This is a genomic window from Vibrio sp. Y176, from assembly GCF_033438945.1.
In genome coordinates, this window is sequence record NZ_JAWOQS010000006.1 from 380,088 (window position 1) to 396,241 (window position 16,154).

16 protein-coding genes and 9 tRNA genes are annotated in these 16,154 nt (G+C 45.1%); 20 read left to right on the forward strand and 5 right to left on the reverse strand.

The features are described from left to right. Positions 1-18: 18 nt before the first annotated feature. On the reverse strand, positions 19-1,125 hold the full coding sequence (locus tag R7O13_RS17230) for a PilT/PilU family type 4a pilus ATPase (RefSeq protein ID WP_005381016.1): 1,107 nt from the start codon (positions 1,123-1,125) through the stop codon (positions 19-21). Between the two features lie 30 nt (positions 1,126-1,155). Then, positions 1,156-2,196: a type IV pilus twitching motility protein PilT gene (locus R7O13_RS17235; protein ID WP_005381015.1), complete on the reverse strand. Its 1,041-nt coding sequence runs from the start codon at positions 2,194-2,196 to the stop codon at positions 1,156-1,158. 28 nt (positions 2,197-2,224) lie between these two features. Here R7O13_RS17235 and R7O13_RS17240 point away from each other — a divergent pair, with 28 nt between their 5' ends. The 7 genes from R7O13_RS17240 (at position 2,225) to hemW (ending at position 7,282) form a co-directional block, all read left to right on the forward strand. Beyond that, a complete protein-coding gene (locus R7O13_RS17240; RefSeq protein WP_005384521.1) occupies positions 2,225-2,926 on the forward strand; it encodes a YggS family pyridoxal phosphate-dependent enzyme in 702 nt (233 codons plus the stop codon). Positions 2,927-3,085: 159 nt separating this feature from the next. Next, on the forward strand, positions 3,086-3,904 hold the full coding sequence (proC, locus tag R7O13_RS17245) for a pyrroline-5-carboxylate reductase (protein WP_054579062.1): 819 nt from the start codon (positions 3,086-3,088) through the stop codon (positions 3,902-3,904). A gap of 52 nt (positions 3,905-3,956) precedes the next feature. Then, positions 3,957-4,514: a YggT family protein gene (locus R7O13_RS17250; RefSeq protein ID WP_005381012.1), complete on the forward strand. Its 558-nt coding sequence runs from the start codon at positions 3,957-3,959 to the stop codon at positions 4,512-4,514. After that, positions 4,514-4,804, forward strand: a complete 291-nt coding sequence (gene yggU, locus R7O13_RS17255; RefSeq protein ID WP_005381011.1) for a DUF167 family protein YggU — start codon at positions 4,514-4,516, stop codon at positions 4,802-4,804. Before R7O13_RS17250 ends, yggU begins: the two co-directional genes overlap by 1 nt. 128 nt (positions 4,805-4,932) lie before the next feature. Then, entirely contained in the window at positions 4,933-5,364 is a 432-nt protein-coding gene (locus R7O13_RS17260) for a DUF4426 domain-containing protein (RefSeq protein ID WP_005381010.1), read from the forward strand. 118 nt (positions 5,365-5,482) lie between these two features. Continuing rightward, positions 5,483-6,085, forward strand: a complete 603-nt coding sequence (locus R7O13_RS17265; RefSeq protein WP_005381009.1) for an XTP/dITP diphosphatase — start codon at positions 5,483-5,485, stop codon at positions 6,083-6,085. Positions 6,086-6,103: 18 nt separating this feature from the next. After that, entirely contained in the window at positions 6,104-7,282 is a 1,179-nt protein-coding gene (hemW, locus tag R7O13_RS17270; RefSeq protein WP_285385466.1) for a radical SAM family heme chaperone HemW, read from the forward strand. Between the two features lie 89 nt (positions 7,283-7,371). Here hemW and glsB read toward each other — a convergent pair whose 3' ends face one another. From glsB to trmB, 3 genes are all read right to left on the reverse strand, one after another. Then, positions 7,372-8,292, reverse strand: coding sequence for a glutaminase B (gene glsB, locus R7O13_RS17275; protein WP_005381007.1), 921 nt, complete (start codon positions 8,290-8,292; stop codon positions 7,372-7,374). 98 nt (positions 8,293-8,390) lie between these two features. Then, on the reverse strand, positions 8,391-9,419 hold the full coding sequence (locus R7O13_RS17280; protein WP_318304323.1) for a DNA methylase: 1,029 nt from the start codon (positions 9,417-9,419) through the stop codon (positions 8,391-8,393). Positions 9,420-9,436: 17 nt separating this feature from the next. Beyond that, positions 9,437-10,156, reverse strand: a complete 720-nt coding sequence (trmB, locus tag R7O13_RS17285) for a tRNA (guanosine(46)-N7)-methyltransferase TrmB (protein WP_005384506.1) — start codon at positions 10,154-10,156, stop codon at positions 9,437-9,439. 203 nt (positions 10,157-10,359) lie between these two features. On the opposite strand from trmB, the gene mutY reads away from it, so the two are divergent. From mutY to R7O13_RS17350, 13 genes are all read left to right on the forward strand, one after another. Next, positions 10,360-11,436 (forward strand): A/G-specific adenine glycosylase, encoded by a 1,077-nt coding sequence (gene mutY / locus R7O13_RS17290; protein ID WP_225466536.1) that lies wholly within the window; start codon positions 10,360-10,362, stop codon positions 11,434-11,436. A 19-nt stretch (positions 11,437-11,455) separates the two neighbouring features. Continuing rightward, positions 11,456-11,728 (forward strand): oxidative damage protection protein, encoded by a 273-nt coding sequence (locus tag R7O13_RS17295; protein ID WP_005381002.1) that lies wholly within the window; start codon positions 11,456-11,458, stop codon positions 11,726-11,728. Between the two features lie 77 nt (positions 11,729-11,805). After that, on the forward strand, positions 11,806-12,945 hold the full coding sequence (gene mltC, locus R7O13_RS17300) for a membrane-bound lytic murein transglycosylase MltC (protein ID WP_005381001.1): 1,140 nt from the start codon (positions 11,806-11,808) through the stop codon (positions 12,943-12,945). Between the two features lie 100 nt (positions 12,946-13,045). Further along, a tRNA-Phe gene (locus tag R7O13_RS17305) sits at positions 13,046-13,121 on the forward strand. 66 nt (positions 13,122-13,187) lie between these two features. Further along, a tRNA-Thr gene (locus R7O13_RS17310) sits at positions 13,188-13,263 on the forward strand. Between the two features lie 7 nt (positions 13,264-13,270). Then, positions 13,271-13,346, forward strand: a tRNA-Phe gene (locus R7O13_RS17315). 45 nt (positions 13,347-13,391) lie between these two features. Beyond that, positions 13,392-13,467, forward strand: a tRNA-Asn gene (locus R7O13_RS17320). Between the two features lie 71 nt (positions 13,468-13,538). Beyond that, a tRNA-Thr gene (locus tag R7O13_RS17325) sits at positions 13,539-13,614 on the forward strand. Between the two features lie 7 nt (positions 13,615-13,621). Next, positions 13,622-13,697 (forward strand) — tRNA-Phe (locus tag R7O13_RS17330). Positions 13,698-13,742: 45 nt separating this feature from the next. Continuing rightward, positions 13,743-13,818: transfer RNA gene (locus R7O13_RS17335), tRNA-Asn, on the forward strand. A gap of 275 nt (positions 13,819-14,093) precedes the next feature. Then, the gene (locus R7O13_RS17340) at positions 14,094-15,719 is read left to right on the forward strand and encodes a methyl-accepting chemotaxis protein (protein WP_206958570.1); all 1,626 of its coding nucleotides are present in this window, start codon (positions 14,094-14,096) and stop codon (positions 15,717-15,719) included. A gap of 233 nt (positions 15,720-15,952) precedes the next feature. After that, positions 15,953-16,028 (forward strand) — tRNA-Phe (locus tag R7O13_RS17345). Positions 16,029-16,080: 52 nt separating this feature from the next. Next, a tRNA-Thr gene (locus R7O13_RS17350) sits at positions 16,081-16,153 on the forward strand. The last annotated feature ends 1 nt before the right edge of the window (position 16,154 follow it).

Consider the following 16,154-nt stretch of genomic DNA (forward strand, 5'->3'; position numbering starts at 1 on the left):
TTTTGTTTCTGGATTGGATTAATCCATATCGATCTTAACGTTCGCTAAACTGCCCGTAGAGAATGCTTCACCACGCTGCGTTTTCAACATCAAGCGCAGATCATTTGCCGAGTCGGCACTATGTAGTGCATCCTCTTCGCTGATCTTACCTTGCATCACTAACTTATAGAGAGATTGATCGAACGTCAGCATACCAAACTCATTTGAGCGAGCCATGGTTGACTTCAACTCATGTAAATCTCCGCGACGAATCAAATCCGACACACGTGGGCTATTTAGCAAGATCTCAAATACACCATGACGTCCCTGCCCATTTTTATCTCGGATCAACTGCTGACCAACCACGCCTTTTAGGTTCATCGACAAATCGAACAAGAATTGTTCTTTTTGATCTTTCGGTACCAAGTGAAGAATGCGCTCTAAAGCTTGGTTGGCATTATTGGCGTGCAACGTTGCCATACACAGGTGACCCGTTTCGGCGAAGGTCATCGCGTATTCCATTGTTTCACGGCTACGGATCTCACCAATCAAAATCATATCTGGTGCTTGGCGCAGCGAGTTTTTAAGCGCAACTTCATAGCTTTCCGTATCTAACCCAACTTCGCGTTGAGTCACGATACAGCGCTTGTGTTCATGCACGAATTCGATCGGATCTTCGACCGTCAAAATGTGCCCGGTTTTATTGCTGTTTCGATAGCCTGTCATCGCCGCCATGGTGGTCGATTTACCCGATCCAGTAGCACCGACCACCAGCACCAAACCACGCTTAGCTATCGCCAAATCTTGCAACACTAACGGTAACTTTAACTGCTCAAAAGTAGGAATATTAGTTTCAATACGACGAATCACTGCGCCTGGTAACTCGCGTTGAAAAAAGGCACTCACACGGAAGCGACCACAATCTCTCACAATGGCAAAATTCGACTCGCGACTTTTACGAAATTCCTGACGCCGATCTGGTTCCATAGCGCTATCGAGTAATGCAGCCACATCACTCTCGGTGAGTTTTTCCCCTTGCGGACGCAATTCGCCATCCACACGAAATAGAATTGGCGCTCCAACCGTGATGTAAAGATCCGACGCTTTCAGCGCCAGCATGCCTTCGAGAAATTTATCTAGATCCATCTTCCGTATTCACCATTATCTGTATGAACGTTACGAGAATTGCTGCACTTCTAATCCGATCTTACTATCGACCTCTTCACGAGCAACCATGCCTTGCGCCATTAACTGACGAGCATTTTGCTCCATGGTTTGCATGCCGTGAGCCGCACCTGTTTGAATGATCGAATACATCTGCGCGACTTTGTCTTCGCGGATCAAGTTACGAATCGCAGGCGTTGCCATCATAATTTCATGGCATGCAATACGGCCACCACCATTACGCTTCAGAAGCTTTTGCGCGATAACCGAACGAAGGGACTCAGATAGCATCGAGCGAACCATATCTTTATCACTACCAGGAAACACATCGATAATACGGTCAATGGTTTTTGCCGCCGAGCTGGTGTGCAACGTCCCGAAAACTAAGTGACCCGTTTCTGCCGCCGTTAAGGCAAGGCTGATGGTTTCTTTGTCACGCATCTCACCAACCAGAATAACGTCTGGGTCTTCGCGCAATGCGCTGCGCAGTGCGTTTTGGAAACTATGGGTGTCACGGTGAACTTCACGCTGGTTGATCAAACATTTATTGTTGTTGTGAACAAATTCAATCGGATCTTCAATTGTGAGTACGTGCTTGTTGTGATTACGGTTAATGTAGTCAACAATGGCTGCTAAGGTCGTCGATTTACCTGAACCTGTTGGGCCAGTGACCAGAACTAAGCCTTTTTCAGCGTTCGCAATTTTTTTGAAGATCTCTGGCGCTTCTAGCTCTTCCAGAGTTGGAATGCTACTTGGAATGGTACGAAATACTGCCGCACAACCGCGAGATTGGTTGAAAGCGTTGACACGGAAACGGCCAACGTTATGCAACTCAAAAGAGAAATCGACTTCGAGTTTTTCTTCGAACTCACTGCGTTGGGCATCGTTCATGATTTCGAAAACCAAACGATGCACTTCTTGGTGTGTAAACGCTGGAATGCCTAGTTTTCTCACATCCCCATCAATACGAACCATTGGTGGGACACCTGCAGAAAGATGTAGATCCGAGGCATTATGTTTTACACTAAAATCCAGTAACTCAGTGATATCCATTTAAAATCCTTAAGTCTAAAGTACAGCTATGAGTAGTATTCAACAAAATATTGAACATATCACCTCTCAAATTCGATATGACGAGCAAAAATGTGGTCGAACTCCAGAGTCAGTGCAACTTCTAGCGGTAAGCAAAACTAAACCTGTCGAGGCAATTCTCGAAGCCTACCAAGCGGGACAAACCGCCTTTGGTGAAAACTACGTTCAAGAGGGCGTCAGTAAAGTTCAGCACTTTGCCGAGCATTATCCAGATAATCGAATCGAATGGCACTTCATTGGCCCGATTCAATCCAATAAATCGCGACTTGTTGCTGAACATTTCGATTGGGTTCACACCATCGATCGAACCAAGATAGCTCAACGCCTGAATGATCAGCGGCCAAGCGAACTTAAACCGCTACAAGTTCTGATTCAGGTTAACACCAGTGGTGAGGCATCTAAGTCTGGTGTCACTGAAGCGGAAGTATTCGAGCTGGCGGAGTTGATTTCTCGCCTACCTAACCTCACTTTAAGAGGGTTGATGTCGATTCCTGCCAACGTGTCTGACTACGAATCACAACTCCGTGAATTTCAGAAGTTGGCTACGTTGAAGCAAACACTCGAAGCACAGTTCCCAGAAATCGATACATTATCAATGGGAATGAGTGGTGATATGACCGCTGCAATCGAAGCTGGTAGTACAATGGTTCGTATTGGAACCGCTATTTTCGGCGCACGAGACTACAGCTAAATCAACAAAACGCTCACTCGCGACATAAGTTATGTCGTCAATCGTTAGAGCGTAAATGCGCAATCATCTTACTCGCCAATAGGAGCAGTAAGTAACAGCGGCGCCATTATACACCTGAGCGCACAACAAATTCTAAATATCATGATGGAAATCAGACAAATGGAACATAAAAAAATCGCCTTCATTGGTGCTGGCAACATGGTGAGAGCCATTGTTTCAGGCTTGGTTGCTAACGGATACCCAGCGCAAAACATTACCGCGACGGCTCCTTCAGAGGCTCGCCGCCTTCTGCTAGAACAAGATTTTGGCATCCGTACCACCAGCGATAACATCCAAGCTGCGACCGAGGCGGATGTGGTGGTATTGTCTGTGAAACCGCAAATGATGGCTGATGTCTGTAAACCACTGCAATCGATCGATTTCACTAATAAACTGGTGATTTCTATTGCCGCAGGCATCAACTGTTCTCGATTGGATGATATGCTAGCCACCAAATTGAACTTGGTTCGTGTTATGCCAAATACGCCATCACAACTTGGGTTGGGTATGAGTGGGTTATTCGCACCAATTCATGTAACCGAGCACGACAAAGCTTTTGCCGCAGAGTTAATGGAAGCGGTCGGTAAAGTATGCTGGGTTGAGCAAGAGTCTGGCATCAATAATGTGATTGCGGCTGCGGGCAGTGCTCCAGCATACTTCTTCCTGTTTATGGAAGCGATGCAAGCAGAAGCGATTGCGCAAGGCTTTGATAAAGAGACCGCTCGACTATTGGTTCAGCAAGCGGCACTGGGCGCGGCCAGTATGGTAGTTAGCAACCCAGAAACTGAGCTATCAACCCTGCGTGAGAACGTAACTTCGAAAGGTGGGACAACGGCAGAAGCACTGCGTACATTCAACGAACATCAACTTTCAGATATTGTCGCTAAAGCCATGCAAGCTGCTGTGGCTCGCGCGGAAGAAATGGAAAAACTGTTTTAATTATTTGGATGAACTCCGTTTAGTATCATCCATCACTTGTTAAGGGTACCTTATGAATTCAATGAGTTTTCTCATCTCAACCCTATTTGACCTGTACATCATGGTCGTAATTTTGCGAATTTGGTTACAAGCTGCGCGCGCAGACTTCTACAACCCATTCTCGCAATTCATAGTAAAAGCGACTCAGCCGGTCATTGGTCCATTGCGCCGCGTTATCCCTTCCGTGGGGAATATTGACCTAGCAACCGTGTTGTTTGCCTACGTGTTGTGTGTGCTTAAATTTGTCGTGCTTATCCTAATAGCTTCGAACGGTTCCGTCTCTTTCAGCGCTGACTTCTTATTCTTGGGCTTATTATCATTAATCAAAGCCGCAGGTGGCCTATTGTTCTGGGTACTATTGATCCGTGCAATTTTGAGCTGGGTAAGCCAAGGCCGCAGCCCTATCGAGTACGTATTCCATCAACTGACCGAGCCAATGTGCGCTCCAATCCGTCGTATTCTTCCGGCTATTGGTGGTCTTGATTTAAGCGTACTGGTGTTATTTATCGGCTTGCAGTTCGCGAACTTCTTAATGGGCGATATCATTGGTCCAATTTGGTTCCAGCTATAATGTCAGCTGCAGTTTGGCAAGATGGTGAGGACATCATCCTGAAGCTCTATATTCAACCTAAAGCTAGCCGCGATAAAATCGTTGGCTTGCATGGTGAAGAGCTAAAAATCGCCATTACTGCTCCACCTGTCGATGGCAAAGCTAATGCACACCTAACTAAGTTCTTAGCCAAGCAGTTTAAAATCGCTAAGGGCTTGGTTCACATAGAAAAAGGTGAATTAGGACGGCACAAACAAATTCGGATAGAATCGCCTACCCAGATACCGACAGAAATTAAAGCCATCATATGATGGCTTTTTATTTACGATTTTGTACCACACTTACTAATACCAACGACTGAGTACGCATTTTTTACCCCCTGACCAAGGTAAAATTGCAGCTATGGTTGTTTTATAACAAGTGCTTTGAGGAAGTAACAATGAGCAAATGGATTACCGCATTACTGATTAGCCTGTTGTCGTTACCAAGCTTCGCCGATCAGTTTAAAAATATGAAAGATATCGAAGTACACTATGTCGCGTTTAACTCAACATTCCTAACACCCAAAGTCGCACGTAGCTACGATATCAAACGTAATGGATACCTCGCTGTGGTTAATATTAGCGTGTTAGATAGAGCTTCATTGGGTAAGCCAGCATTAGAAGCAAAAATTGCTGGACGCGCGAAGAACCTTATCGGCCAAACTCAGACCTTGACCTTTCGTGAAGTCAAAGAAGGCAATGCGATATACTATTTAGCCGAACTACCAATTACCCACGAAGAAACTTTTACTTTCGATATTGACGTAAAAGCTGGAAACAAAGGCTCAGGTAAGCTTAAATTCACCCAGAAGTTTTATGTTGAAGAGTAATTGGGTTGTGATGTTCCAAAAGCTTTTGGATCTAAGCAGGCTAAAAACCACTTATTAGTTAAAGAATATCTAGAGGAGAACGATTTGTTCTCCTCTATCACTATTAAAAGAGATTCCCATGAAAAAAATTGTGCTAGCAACTGGTAACCAAGGCAAAGTTCGTGAAATGGCAGATTTATTGTCTGACTTCGGCTTTGAAGTATTAGCGCAAAGTGAATTCAATGTATCGGAAGTAGCTGAAACGGGTACAACTTTCATTGAAAACGCAATCATTAAAGCTCGCCATGCCGCACAAGAAACAGGGCTTCCTGCCATTGCAGACGACTCTGGATTAGAAGTCGATTTCTTAAAAGGCGCTCCGGGCATTTACTCTGCACGTTACGCAGGCGAGAGCGCATCTGATCAAGAGAATCTAGAAAAATTGCTAGCGGCAATGGAAGGCGTACCAGAAGCAGAGCGTACAGCACGTTTCCACTGCGTATTAGTCCTCATGCGTCACGAGAACGACCCAACGCCTATCGTCTGTCACGGTAAATGGGAAGGCCGAATTCTAACTGAAGCACACGGTGAAAATGGCTTTGGCTACGACCCAATCTTCTTTGTTCCTGAAGATAACTGTGCGTCAGCCGAACTTGAACCTGCACGTAAAAAACAACTGTCTCACCGCGGTAAAGCGCTCAAGTCGTTGTTTGCTCAACTGTCTGAGCAAGTGTCTCAGTAATCACGAGCGAATTAGACCATGTTAACGCCCCCAGCACTCAGCTTGTATGTACACATCCCGTGGTGTGTGCAAAAGTGCCCGTATTGCGACTTTAACTCTCACGCGCTCAAAACCGAGATTCCAGAAGAAGAGTACATCAGTGCCCTTTTAGAAGATTTGGATACCGACATTGAGAAATACCGACTTAACGAAGCGCCACGTCCACTGCATTCAATCTTCATTGGTGGTGGTACGCCGAGTTTGATTTCGGCAGAAGGCATCGAGCGTCTACTTAAGGGCATTGAAGCGCGTATTCCGTTCAAGCCTGAAATCGAAATCACCATGGAAGCGAATCCAGGCACCATCGAAGCAGAGCGTTTTGTTGGCTACCGCAAAGCTGGTGTAACGCGTATCTCTATCGGCGTGCAAAGCTTTGAGCAACAAAAGCTTGAGCGTTTGGGGCGCATTCACGGCCAAGACGAAGCCGTCAATGCTGCTAAGCTGGCGCACCAAATCGGTTTGAACAGTTTTAACCTCGATCTCATGCACGGCTTACCTGATCAAAGCATCGAACAATCCTTGGCAGATTTGGACAAAGCGATTGAGTTGGCACCGCCGCACTTGTCTTGGTATCAGCTGACCATCGAACCAAACACCATGTTCTACTACAAGCCACCAACGCTACCTGACGATGATGACTTGTGGGATATTTTCGAGCTCGGACACCAAAAACTTGCAGCCGCGGGTTATGTGCAATATGAAATCTCCGGTTACAGCAAGCCGGGCTATCAGTGTCAGCACAACCTCAACTACTGGCGCTTTGGTGATTACCTTGGTATCGGTTGTGGCTCTCATGGCAAACTCAGTTTTACCGACGGACGTATTATTCGAACGACAAAGGTAAAACACCCGCGAGGCTATTTAGCGGCTTATCAAAATATGGTCAAACCTTATCTGCATACAGAACATGTCGTCGCGGATGAAGATCGTCCATTCGAGTTCTTTATGAACCGATTCCGCTTAATCGAAGCCTGTCCGAAGCAAGATTATGTGGACACCACGAGCTTACCGCTCAGTACGATTCAAGAAACCATCGACTGGGCGATAGAAATGGGCTACCTGAATGAAACGCCTACCCACTGGCAAATTACTGAAAAAGGGAAGCTCTTCCTTAATGATTTGCTCGAAGCCTTTATGGCCGAAGAAAGCGAAGACTAACGCAACCCCAAAACAAAAAAAGCCTCTCAATTGAGAGGCTTTTTATTTAGAAACTGTGCCGTCCTAAATAAGGTTGACACATTTCCACATTAGAAAATTGAACGGCCAATTCGCTCTGAGAGCAGCTCAAGCGCCTTAGTACCCGCAAGCGAGTTACCTGAAGGATCAAGCTCTGGAGACCATACTGAAATGGTCATTTCACCAGGTACTACCGCGATAATGCCACCACCAACACCAGACTTACCAGGCATTCCAACGCGATAAGCAAACTCGCCCGCGCCATCATACAAGCCACACGTTGCTAACAGTGCATTAAGTTGTTTGGTTTGCACAGGAGAAACTACAGGCTTACCCGTTTGTACCGATGTGCCCTTGTTTGCTAAATAGCTAAACGTTTTAGCCAAATCGACGCAACTCATCTTCAGCGCACAAGCGTGGAAGTAGTTTTGTAGTACTGGAATCACTTCATTTTCGAAGTTGCCAAACGAACGCATGAGATATGCAATCGCCGCATTACGATCACCATGCATCATTTCGGATGCCGCAACGACTTTGTCATACACAATATGGGTATCACCAGAAAGCTGACGCACAAACTCCAACAGGCGCTGACGAGGCGCAGATAAGCGAGTTTGTAACAAATCCGCCACTACTATCGCTCCAGCATTTATAAATGGATTACGAGGAATACCTTGCTCCATTTCTAGCTGGATTAGCGAATTAAATGCCTGCCCCGAAGGCTCTTTTCCCACTCGAGACCAAATTTCTTCTTGCTTGTACAAGCACATCGCTAACGTCAAGCTCAATGCTTTTGAAATAGATTGGATAGAGAAAGGTTCATCGGCATCACCCGCCTTAATAACCTCACCTTCGTTGGTGTATACCGCAATACCTAACTTGTTGCTGGGTACTTTTGCCAGAGCAGGAATATAATCAGCCACTTTACCTTGGCCGATTAAAGGGCGTACTTCCGCCAAAATATCTGTCAAAATTTCCACTGTCGGTTTCATTCTCTACCTTCTATTTACAAGAGAACTCGTTGAGCTCAGAGGTAAAAAAAGCCAACGTGTCGTTGGCTTTTCCATAGGGTTCGTTCGACTCAAGTCGATTATGGTTTTACTGCCACAATAATATTGCGGTTGATAGATTGATCAACACGGTGAAGATAACCGATGTAAGGCTCTTCTGAAAGTACCTTCCAACCTTGCTCTTCAAATAATGCCGCGACATCTTTCCATTTCAATGTGAATTCATTGAAAGACAACACCACTGAACCTTGCTTTTTCAATACCACTTTCCATGCAGGCAGAGCCTCTTTTAAAAGCTCTAATGGACTACGGTTCAGTTTGCTGTCCTTGGCATTTTTGCTGCCGTGCTGCACGCCATAAGGCAGATCAGACACCATCACATCAACTGAGTTCTTTTTCACGACTTGATCAGCGATACGAGTATCAGCCGAATACAGCTTCATAAACTGAAGATTGCCTTGGTTGTAATCTTCTTTATTTGCTGCAGCTTCAACCACGAAACCATCCGCCACTTTCTTGCCACCCGCAGTGCGCTTTTCTTTGCTCACTTTGTGCTTAAAGCGGCCATTCTTCATGAACTTAACAATAAAGGTCTGGATCTCTTGCACCCACTTGGCGTTGATCTCAACCCCTACCACGTTCAAACCGTGGATCAAGCCTTCAAATAAGGTTGTACCTTTACCACACATTGGATCCATTAAGGTCAGTTGTTCACTTCCCGTATTGGACGCACTAATGCCGATATTCACCATCAAACGGGTAAACTGCTCGTTTGTTTTCCCGGTGTAGCGCAAAATCTGGCTCATACTTTCCGGGAAAGTGTTAAATACGGGCGCTTGAACTGGTCGAAGTAAACCATCTTCGCGCACTTCAAATAGCGCATAGTAAATCGAAGAGGCTGCGATTCTTCGCGCCTGCTCATCGGTTAGCGCTTCCTGACAAGAAAACACCAACGCAGCAGGTAAGCGAACGTCTTTACTACCAATTTCTGTCACATCCACGCCTTGTGAAGCTAAAATTGCTTTTAGCTCAGAACAGGCAATGGTCATTGCGCTATCAAAGTAAATTCGGTTATGACCCGGATTCGCTAATATCGCGTAATGGTACATCCCATGAACTCCTCTGGTTACGCAATACGCTTATATTTGATATCCCAAACACCGTGACCAAGACGGTGACCACGAGCTTCAAACTTCGTTAGCGGGCGATCGTCTGGACGAGGAACGAAATCACCATCTTTAGCAATGTTTTCGAAACCTGGCGCTTGGTTCATCACTTCAATCATGTGCTCTGCGTAGTTTTCCCAGTCGGTCGCCATGTGGAAAATACCTTCATTAGGGATAAGCTTCTCACGCACCATTTCCGCAAAACCTAATTGAACAATACGACGCTTGTGGTGACGCTTCTTATGCCAAGGGTCTGGGAAGAACAATTGCAGTGTCGATAAGCTGCCATTTGGGATCATGTGTTCGAATACTTCTACCGCATCGTGACACATTACACGCAGGTTAGTAATTCCCGCTTCGCGAGCATCGGCAAGACAAGCACCAACGCCTGGGCTATGAACTTCGATACCGATGAAGTTTTTCTCTGGCGCGTTCTTTGCCATTTCAACCAATGAAGCACCCATACCAAAACCGATCTCAAGCACTACTGGGTTATCGTTGCCAAACACCTCTTTCCAATCGAGAAGTTCAGCTTTGAAGTCAATACCCATCGTAGGCCAGCATTCATTCATCGCGCTCTCTTGACCTTTAGTCAAACGCCCTTCACGGCGTACAAAGCTGCGGATTTTGCGGATCAGCTTTCCGTCTTCGTTGTATTCGTTAGTGGTTACTTCACTCATTGATTTTGCCTGCACATTGATTAATCAAAGCGGGGATTATCCAAAGAATTTACTTAGGTGCAAGTATTTGTTGAGCTCTTGGTCTATGGCAACCCAAAAGCAACGACACACCTCTTTATATCCCTACTGTTTATCCGTTGTACTTCTTGCCCATTATGTGGTGCAATTTTGCACCTAACCAATAATAGAATACAGAGCAAGTCGTGACACCTTTCGCCAGTGCCATCCTAGAATGGTATGACGCATATGGAAGAAAAGATCTTCCGTGGCAACAAAATAAGACCGCATACAGTGTCTGGTTGTCTGAAATTATGCTTCAGCAAACTCAGGTCACTACGGTTATTCCGTATTACCAACGTTTCTTGGAGCGCTTTCCAACCGTGGTCGATCTTGCCAATGCTGAGCAAGATGAAGTCCTACACCTTTGGACTGGCTTAGGGTATTACGCCCGAGCCCGTAACCTTCACAAAGCAGCACAAGAGGTCGCCTCTACATACAATGGTGAGTTTCCTCTTGATATAGAGAAAATGAACGCCCTACCGGGGATTGGTCGCTCTACTGCTGCCGCCATTTTATCGTCTGTGTATAAACAACCACACGCGATTCTTGATGGTAACGTGAAGCGCACCCTATCCCGCTGTTTCGCAGTTGCAGGATGGCCAGGACAAAAAAAGGTTGAAAACCAGCTGTGGGAAATTGCCGAAACGCATACCCCACAAACGGATGTAGATAAGTATAACCAGGCAATGATGGACATGGGCGCAATGGTCTGCACTCGCAGCAAACCCAAATGTAGCCTCTGCCCTGTTGCTGACCTGTGTGTGGCAAAACAACAAGGTAATGTGCTCGACTACCCGGGCAAAAAACCGAAGAAAGATAAACCAATCAAGCAAACTCGTTTCGTGATGCTTCACCACAACACCGAAAATGGTCATGAGGTGTGGTTGGAGCAAAGACCACAAACAGGCATTTGGGGTGGCTTATTCTGCTTCCCACAAACCGAACATGTGGATGCAGAAAGCGACATTGAATTGCTACTGGATCAACGCGGCATTCAAGCCAGCAATATCAAACAGAAGCAAACACTGATTACCTTTCGTCATACATTCAGCCATTACCACCTAGATATCACGCCAATTTTGATTGATTTATCAAAGCAACCGGACGTGATAATGGAAGGCAACAAAGGTCTTTGGTATAACTTATCTAAACCTGAAGAAGTCGGTTTAGCCGCGCCAGTAAAACTATTGCTGGAAACGCTACCCCACGAACTTCGTTAATTGAATACAAGGAGTCATTATGAGCCGCACTGTATTTTGTGCTCGACTAAAGAAAGAAGGCGAAGGTCTAGACTTTCAACTTTACCCTGGTGAACTAGGTAAACGCATTTTCGACAACATCTCGAAAGAAGCGTGGGCTCAGTGGCAACACAAACAAACCATGTTGATCAACGAGAAGAAACTCAACATGATGGATCCAGAACACCGCAAACTGATCGAAACAGAAATGGTAAATTTCCTCTTTGAAGGAAAAGACGTTCATATCGAAGGTTACACACCTCCGAGCGAATAAAGTCGCTTGAGTTAAACAATGACATCACAACCATTTGTGGTGTCATTTTTCTATTACCTTCAATAACTCTGATACTTATGAAAAAAATTGTCTTTATTGCTGCCGCACTTTTAATGGCAGGCTGTAGCCGTGAATTCGTCGAAAAGATTTATGACGTCAACTACGAGCCAACAAACCGTTTTGCCAATAACTTAGCTGAGCTACCAGGACAATTTGAAAAAGATACTGCGGCGCTAGATGCCTTAATCAATAGCTTTTCAGGCAATATTCAAAAGCGCTGGGGTAAAAAAGAAATCAAGTACGCTGGCAAGAGTAATTACGTTAAGTACATCGATAACTACCTTAGCCGCGCCGAGGTCGACTTTCGCAAAGGCGTGATCACGATAGAGACCGTATCACCGACCGAGCCCCAAAAACACCTAAAAGACGCGATTGTCACCACCTTATTAACACCAGACGATCCCGCGCACGTCGACTTATTCTCCTCTAAAGGTATCACGTTAGAGGGGCAACCATTCCTGTATAAACAAGTTGTCGACCAAGACAATAAGCCAATTCAATGGTCTTGGCGGGCAAACCGATTTGCGGAATACCTCATCGCAAATAAAATAAAAACCAAAAATGTAGATTTCAAGAAAGCGTATTACGTCGAAATTCCCATGGTTGAAGACCACTTTTCAACTCGCAGCTACCAATACGCCGATATCGTGCGTCGAGCTTCCAAGAAATACGACATTCCAGAAGACTTGATATACGCCATTATTAAAACCGAGAGCAGTTTCAACCCATACGCGGTAAGTTGGGCAAATGCGTATGGCCTAATGCAAGTTGTACCTAAAACAGCGGGACGAGATGTGTTCAAACTCGTGAAAAAGCGCTCGGGCCAACCAAGCCCTGAATATTTGTTTAATCCAGAAAACAACATAGATACCGGTACTGCGTATTTCTATATCTTAAAAAATCGTTATTTAAGAGAAGTCCGCCACCCTACCTCTCTCGAGTACAGCATGATTTCAGCTTACAATGGCGGTACTGGAGGAGTTTTAAACACATTTCATCGCAGTGATCGCAAACGCGCAATGCAAGATCTTAATTCATTGCAACCCAACCAAGTTTATTGGGCGTTAACCAAGAAACACCCGAACGCAGAAGCGCGTCGCTACCTAGAAAAAGTTACAAATTTCAAAAAGGAATTTAACTCGAAGCAAACTTTGTAGTGACAGTTGAATAAAAAGCGTTCGAACAACCACTTTTTTGAAATTATTTAAAAAAAGTGGTTGACGCAACGCGGGAAAATCCGTTTAATAGCGCTCCGTTGCCCGGATAGCTCAGTCGGTAGAGCAGAGGATTGAAAATCCTCGTGTCGGTGGTTCGATTCCGCCTCCGGGCACCACAATTTGATTTGTTGGTGTCTTAACGAAATGTTATAACACGGACAAAAGCACAAAGAATAAAGTGTGCCGACTTAGCTCAGTAGGTAGAGCAACTGACTTGTAATCAGTAGGTCACCAGTTCGATTCCGGTAGTCGGCACCATTCTTTTGCCTCGATAGCTCAGTCGGTAGAGCAGAGGATTGAAAATCCTCGTGTCGGTGGTTCGATTCCGCCTCGAGGCACCATATTTGGTGCACTTGCTTCATAAGCAAGACACAAAAAAGAATAGTTCCTCCTTAGCTCAGTTGGTAGAGCGACGGACTGTTAATCCGCAGGTCGCTGGTTCGAGCCCAGCAGGAGGAGCCAATTTCTAGAATCTTACTTAAGTGAGATTTTAAAAACTAAAGAGATAATCTCTTCTAGAAAGAATACAGTGTGCCGACTTAGCTCAGTAGGTAGAGCAACTGACTTGTAATCAGTAGGTCACCAGTTCGATTCCGGTAGTCGGCACCATTCTTTTGCCTCGATAGCTCAGTCGGTAGAGCAGAGGATTGAAAATCCTCGTGTCGGTGGTTCGATTCCGCCTCGAGGCACCATATTTGGTGCACTTGCTTCATAAGCAAGACACAAAAAAGAATAATTCCTCCTTAGCTCAGTTGGTAGAGCGACGGACTGTTAATCCGCAGGTCGCTGGTTCGAGCCCAGCAGGAGGAGCCACTTTTAAAGCCGCATCACTTGATGCGGCTTTTTTGTATCTGCTTTATACGTCATTTCTCACTTTCCCATTTATCTGCACTTCATTTCTAAACATCAGCGAACATTAAATCCTTTCTTCAAAAACACTTATTTCACGCTAAAAATTTAATCCTCATCGTAATTTCAATACGCATTAGTATCCGAGCATATTCATCTTCACTAAGATGCCCGAGTTATTACATTTCTTCTTTTAGCTATGCCTTGCATAGTGATAACACTTTATTTGTGAGCTAAATATGAAACTAAAAACTCAAGCCTATTTATTATCTGCGATCATATTGCTAGCTCTCCTAGCTCTGACCGCAACGGGCTTATGGACACTTCGCGTCGCAAGTAACCTTGATAACAAAGCTCGAGTTACTGAGCTATTTAAAAGTGCGTACAGCATACTTACCGAAGTAGAAAAGATGGCTATCGAAGGCAAAATGCCGGAAGACGAAGCGAAAGCATTAGCCACTCGCCTACTTCGTAACAATATCTACAAAGACAACGAATACGTTTATGTCGCAGATGAAAATATGATGTTCATCGCCGCACCACTAGACCCTCAACTGCACGGAACCAGCTTCCATGACTTTAGAGATGGCAGTGGTAATAGCGTAGGCCAACTCATTCTAGATGTATTGGGGCACAAAACAGGTCAGATCGTTGAATATACCTGGAGCCAAAAACAAGCTGATGGCAGCATTGAAGAAAAACACTCGATAGCAGAAAAAACACCACACTGGGGCTGGGTTGTCGGTACAGGTATTGGCTTTAATGAAGTTAACGCACGTTTTTGGTCGACAGCACAATGGCAGCTTGTGCTGTGTCTGATTATCGCGGGAAGTATTCTAAGTGGCCTGATCATTTCGATTCGCAAAATGCTTCATCTACTTGGTGGAGAGCCTAACGACGTGCGTAAAGCAGTTCAAGCTGTCGCTCAAGGAGACATTCAGACCAGTTTTGATACTGTGGCACCGAGAGGAAGTATCTATCGTGCCGTGCAAGATATGAGTCAATCACTAGCTACCATGGTGACAAACCTAGAGAAGTCTATGCATGCACTGCGCGCAGAGTTGTCTGCCGTAGAAGCTCGATCAAATACGATTGCCGATCTTACCGTATCTCAGCAGCAATCAACGGCGATGATTGCCACTGCGATGACTGAAATGGCATCTTCAGCCAACCATGTTGCCAATTCAGCAAGCGACACCGCAAACAATACGGACGAGGCTGACAAACAAAGCCAACATACTCAGAAACTCATTCATAACACGGTTGAAAACATTCAAGGTTTAGCTTCTCAATTAAATACTGCGAGTAAAGCGGTCGCCGATCTAGATCAGGATGTAAATAATATTGTAAAAGTGCTCGATGTGATTGGTGATATTGCAGAGCAAACAAACCTATTGGCACTCAATGCAGCCATTGAAGCAGCACGTGCTGGAGAACAAGGCCGAGGCTTCGCAGTCGTTGCTGATGAGGTACGCAACCTAGCAGGACGCACACAAGACAGCACAAAAGAGATTCAGTATATGATCTCCAATCTGCAAGAAGGCTCTCGCAATGCCATTCACACAATGGAAATATGTGCAGAAACCAGTGAAAGCACTGTTACAGAGTCTAAGAATGCCTCTGAAGCTCTACAGCAAATTGTAACGGCGTTAGAATCTATCACCACAATGAGCCAGCAGATCGCTACTGCTGCCGCTGAGCAGACGCAGGTTAGCGATGATATTGCGCTACGCATAAACCTTATCGATGAAAGCGGAGGACAACTAAACTCTGTCGTAACCGAGAGTCAATCAAGTACTCAAAGTTTAGCTTCACTAGCGAATGAGCTAGAAGGTTGGGTAAACAAGTTCTCAGTAAAGCATTAGTTTAAAGTCAATTGTTCAATAAAAAGCACGTTTTCAGACGTGCTTTTTTGTTTTTATCGCCTTTATTTTGCAAGTGAATACACTATCAATGTTAAAACATCGCTTAAAGCATGGCGCATTGCTGCTAAAAACGCATAAAAACAGCCCACTCCGAGCACAAATTCATCAAACGATATTTTATTTTAATTTTATTGTTGACCTGAAAGCCGAAAAGCCTTTTAATACACCTCGTCGCCCGGATAGCTCAGTCGGTAGAGCAGAGGATTGAAAATCCTCGTGTCGGTGGTTCGATTCCGCCTCCGGGCACCACAATTTATTAATTGTTGGTGCTTAGCACGAACAATGTTAAAGAATAAAATGTGCCGACTTAGCTCAGTAGGTAGAGCAACTGACTTGTAATCAGTAGGTCACCAGTTCGATTCCGGTAGTCGGCAC

Excerpts from the sequence above, each read along its gene's own strand:
- R7O13_RS17230 (WP_005381016.1), bottom strand. The coding sequence starts at position 1,125 with ATGGATCTAGATAAATTTCTCGAAGGCATGCTGGCGCTGAAAGCGTCG.
- R7O13_RS17235 (WP_005381015.1), bottom strand. The coding sequence starts at position 2,196 with ATGGATATCACTGAGTTACTGGATTTTAGTGTAAAACATAATGCCTCG.
- R7O13_RS17240 (WP_005384521.1), top strand. The coding sequence starts at position 2,225 with ATGAGTAGTATTCAACAAAATATTGAACATATCACCTCTCAAATTCGA.
- proC (WP_054579062.1), top strand. The coding sequence starts at position 3,086 with ATGGAACATAAAAAAATCGCCTTCATTGGTGCTGGCAACATGGTGAGA.
- R7O13_RS17250 (WP_005381012.1), top strand. The coding sequence starts at position 3,957 with ATGAATTCAATGAGTTTTCTCATCTCAACCCTATTTGACCTGTACATC.
- yggU (WP_005381011.1), top strand. The coding sequence starts at position 4,514 with ATGTCAGCTGCAGTTTGGCAAGATGGTGAGGACATCATCCTGAAGCTC.
- R7O13_RS17260 (WP_005381010.1), top strand. The coding sequence starts at position 4,933 with ATGAGCAAATGGATTACCGCATTACTGATTAGCCTGTTGTCGTTACCA.
- R7O13_RS17265 (WP_005381009.1), top strand. The coding sequence starts at position 5,483 with ATGAAAAAAATTGTGCTAGCAACTGGTAACCAAGGCAAAGTTCGTGAA.
- hemW (WP_285385466.1), top strand. The coding sequence starts at position 6,104 with ATGTTAACGCCCCCAGCACTCAGCTTGTATGTACACATCCCGTGGTGT.
- glsB (WP_005381007.1), bottom strand. The coding sequence starts at position 8,292 with ATGAAACCGACAGTGGAAATTTTGACAGATATTTTGGCGGAAGTACGC.
- R7O13_RS17280 (WP_318304323.1), bottom strand. The coding sequence starts at position 9,419 with ATGTACCATTACGCGATATTAGCGAATCCGGGTCATAACCGAATTTAC.
- trmB (WP_005384506.1), bottom strand. The coding sequence starts at position 10,156 with ATGAGTGAAGTAACCACTAACGAATACAACGAAGACGGAAAGCTGATC.
- R7O13_RS17295 (WP_005381002.1), top strand. The coding sequence starts at position 11,456 with ATGAGCCGCACTGTATTTTGTGCTCGACTAAAGAAAGAAGGCGAAGGT.
- mltC (WP_005381001.1), top strand. The coding sequence starts at position 11,806 with ATGAAAAAAATTGTCTTTATTGCTGCCGCACTTTTAATGGCAGGCTGT.
- R7O13_RS17340 (WP_206958570.1), top strand. The coding sequence starts at position 14,094 with ATGAAACTAAAAACTCAAGCCTATTTATTATCTGCGATCATATTGCTA.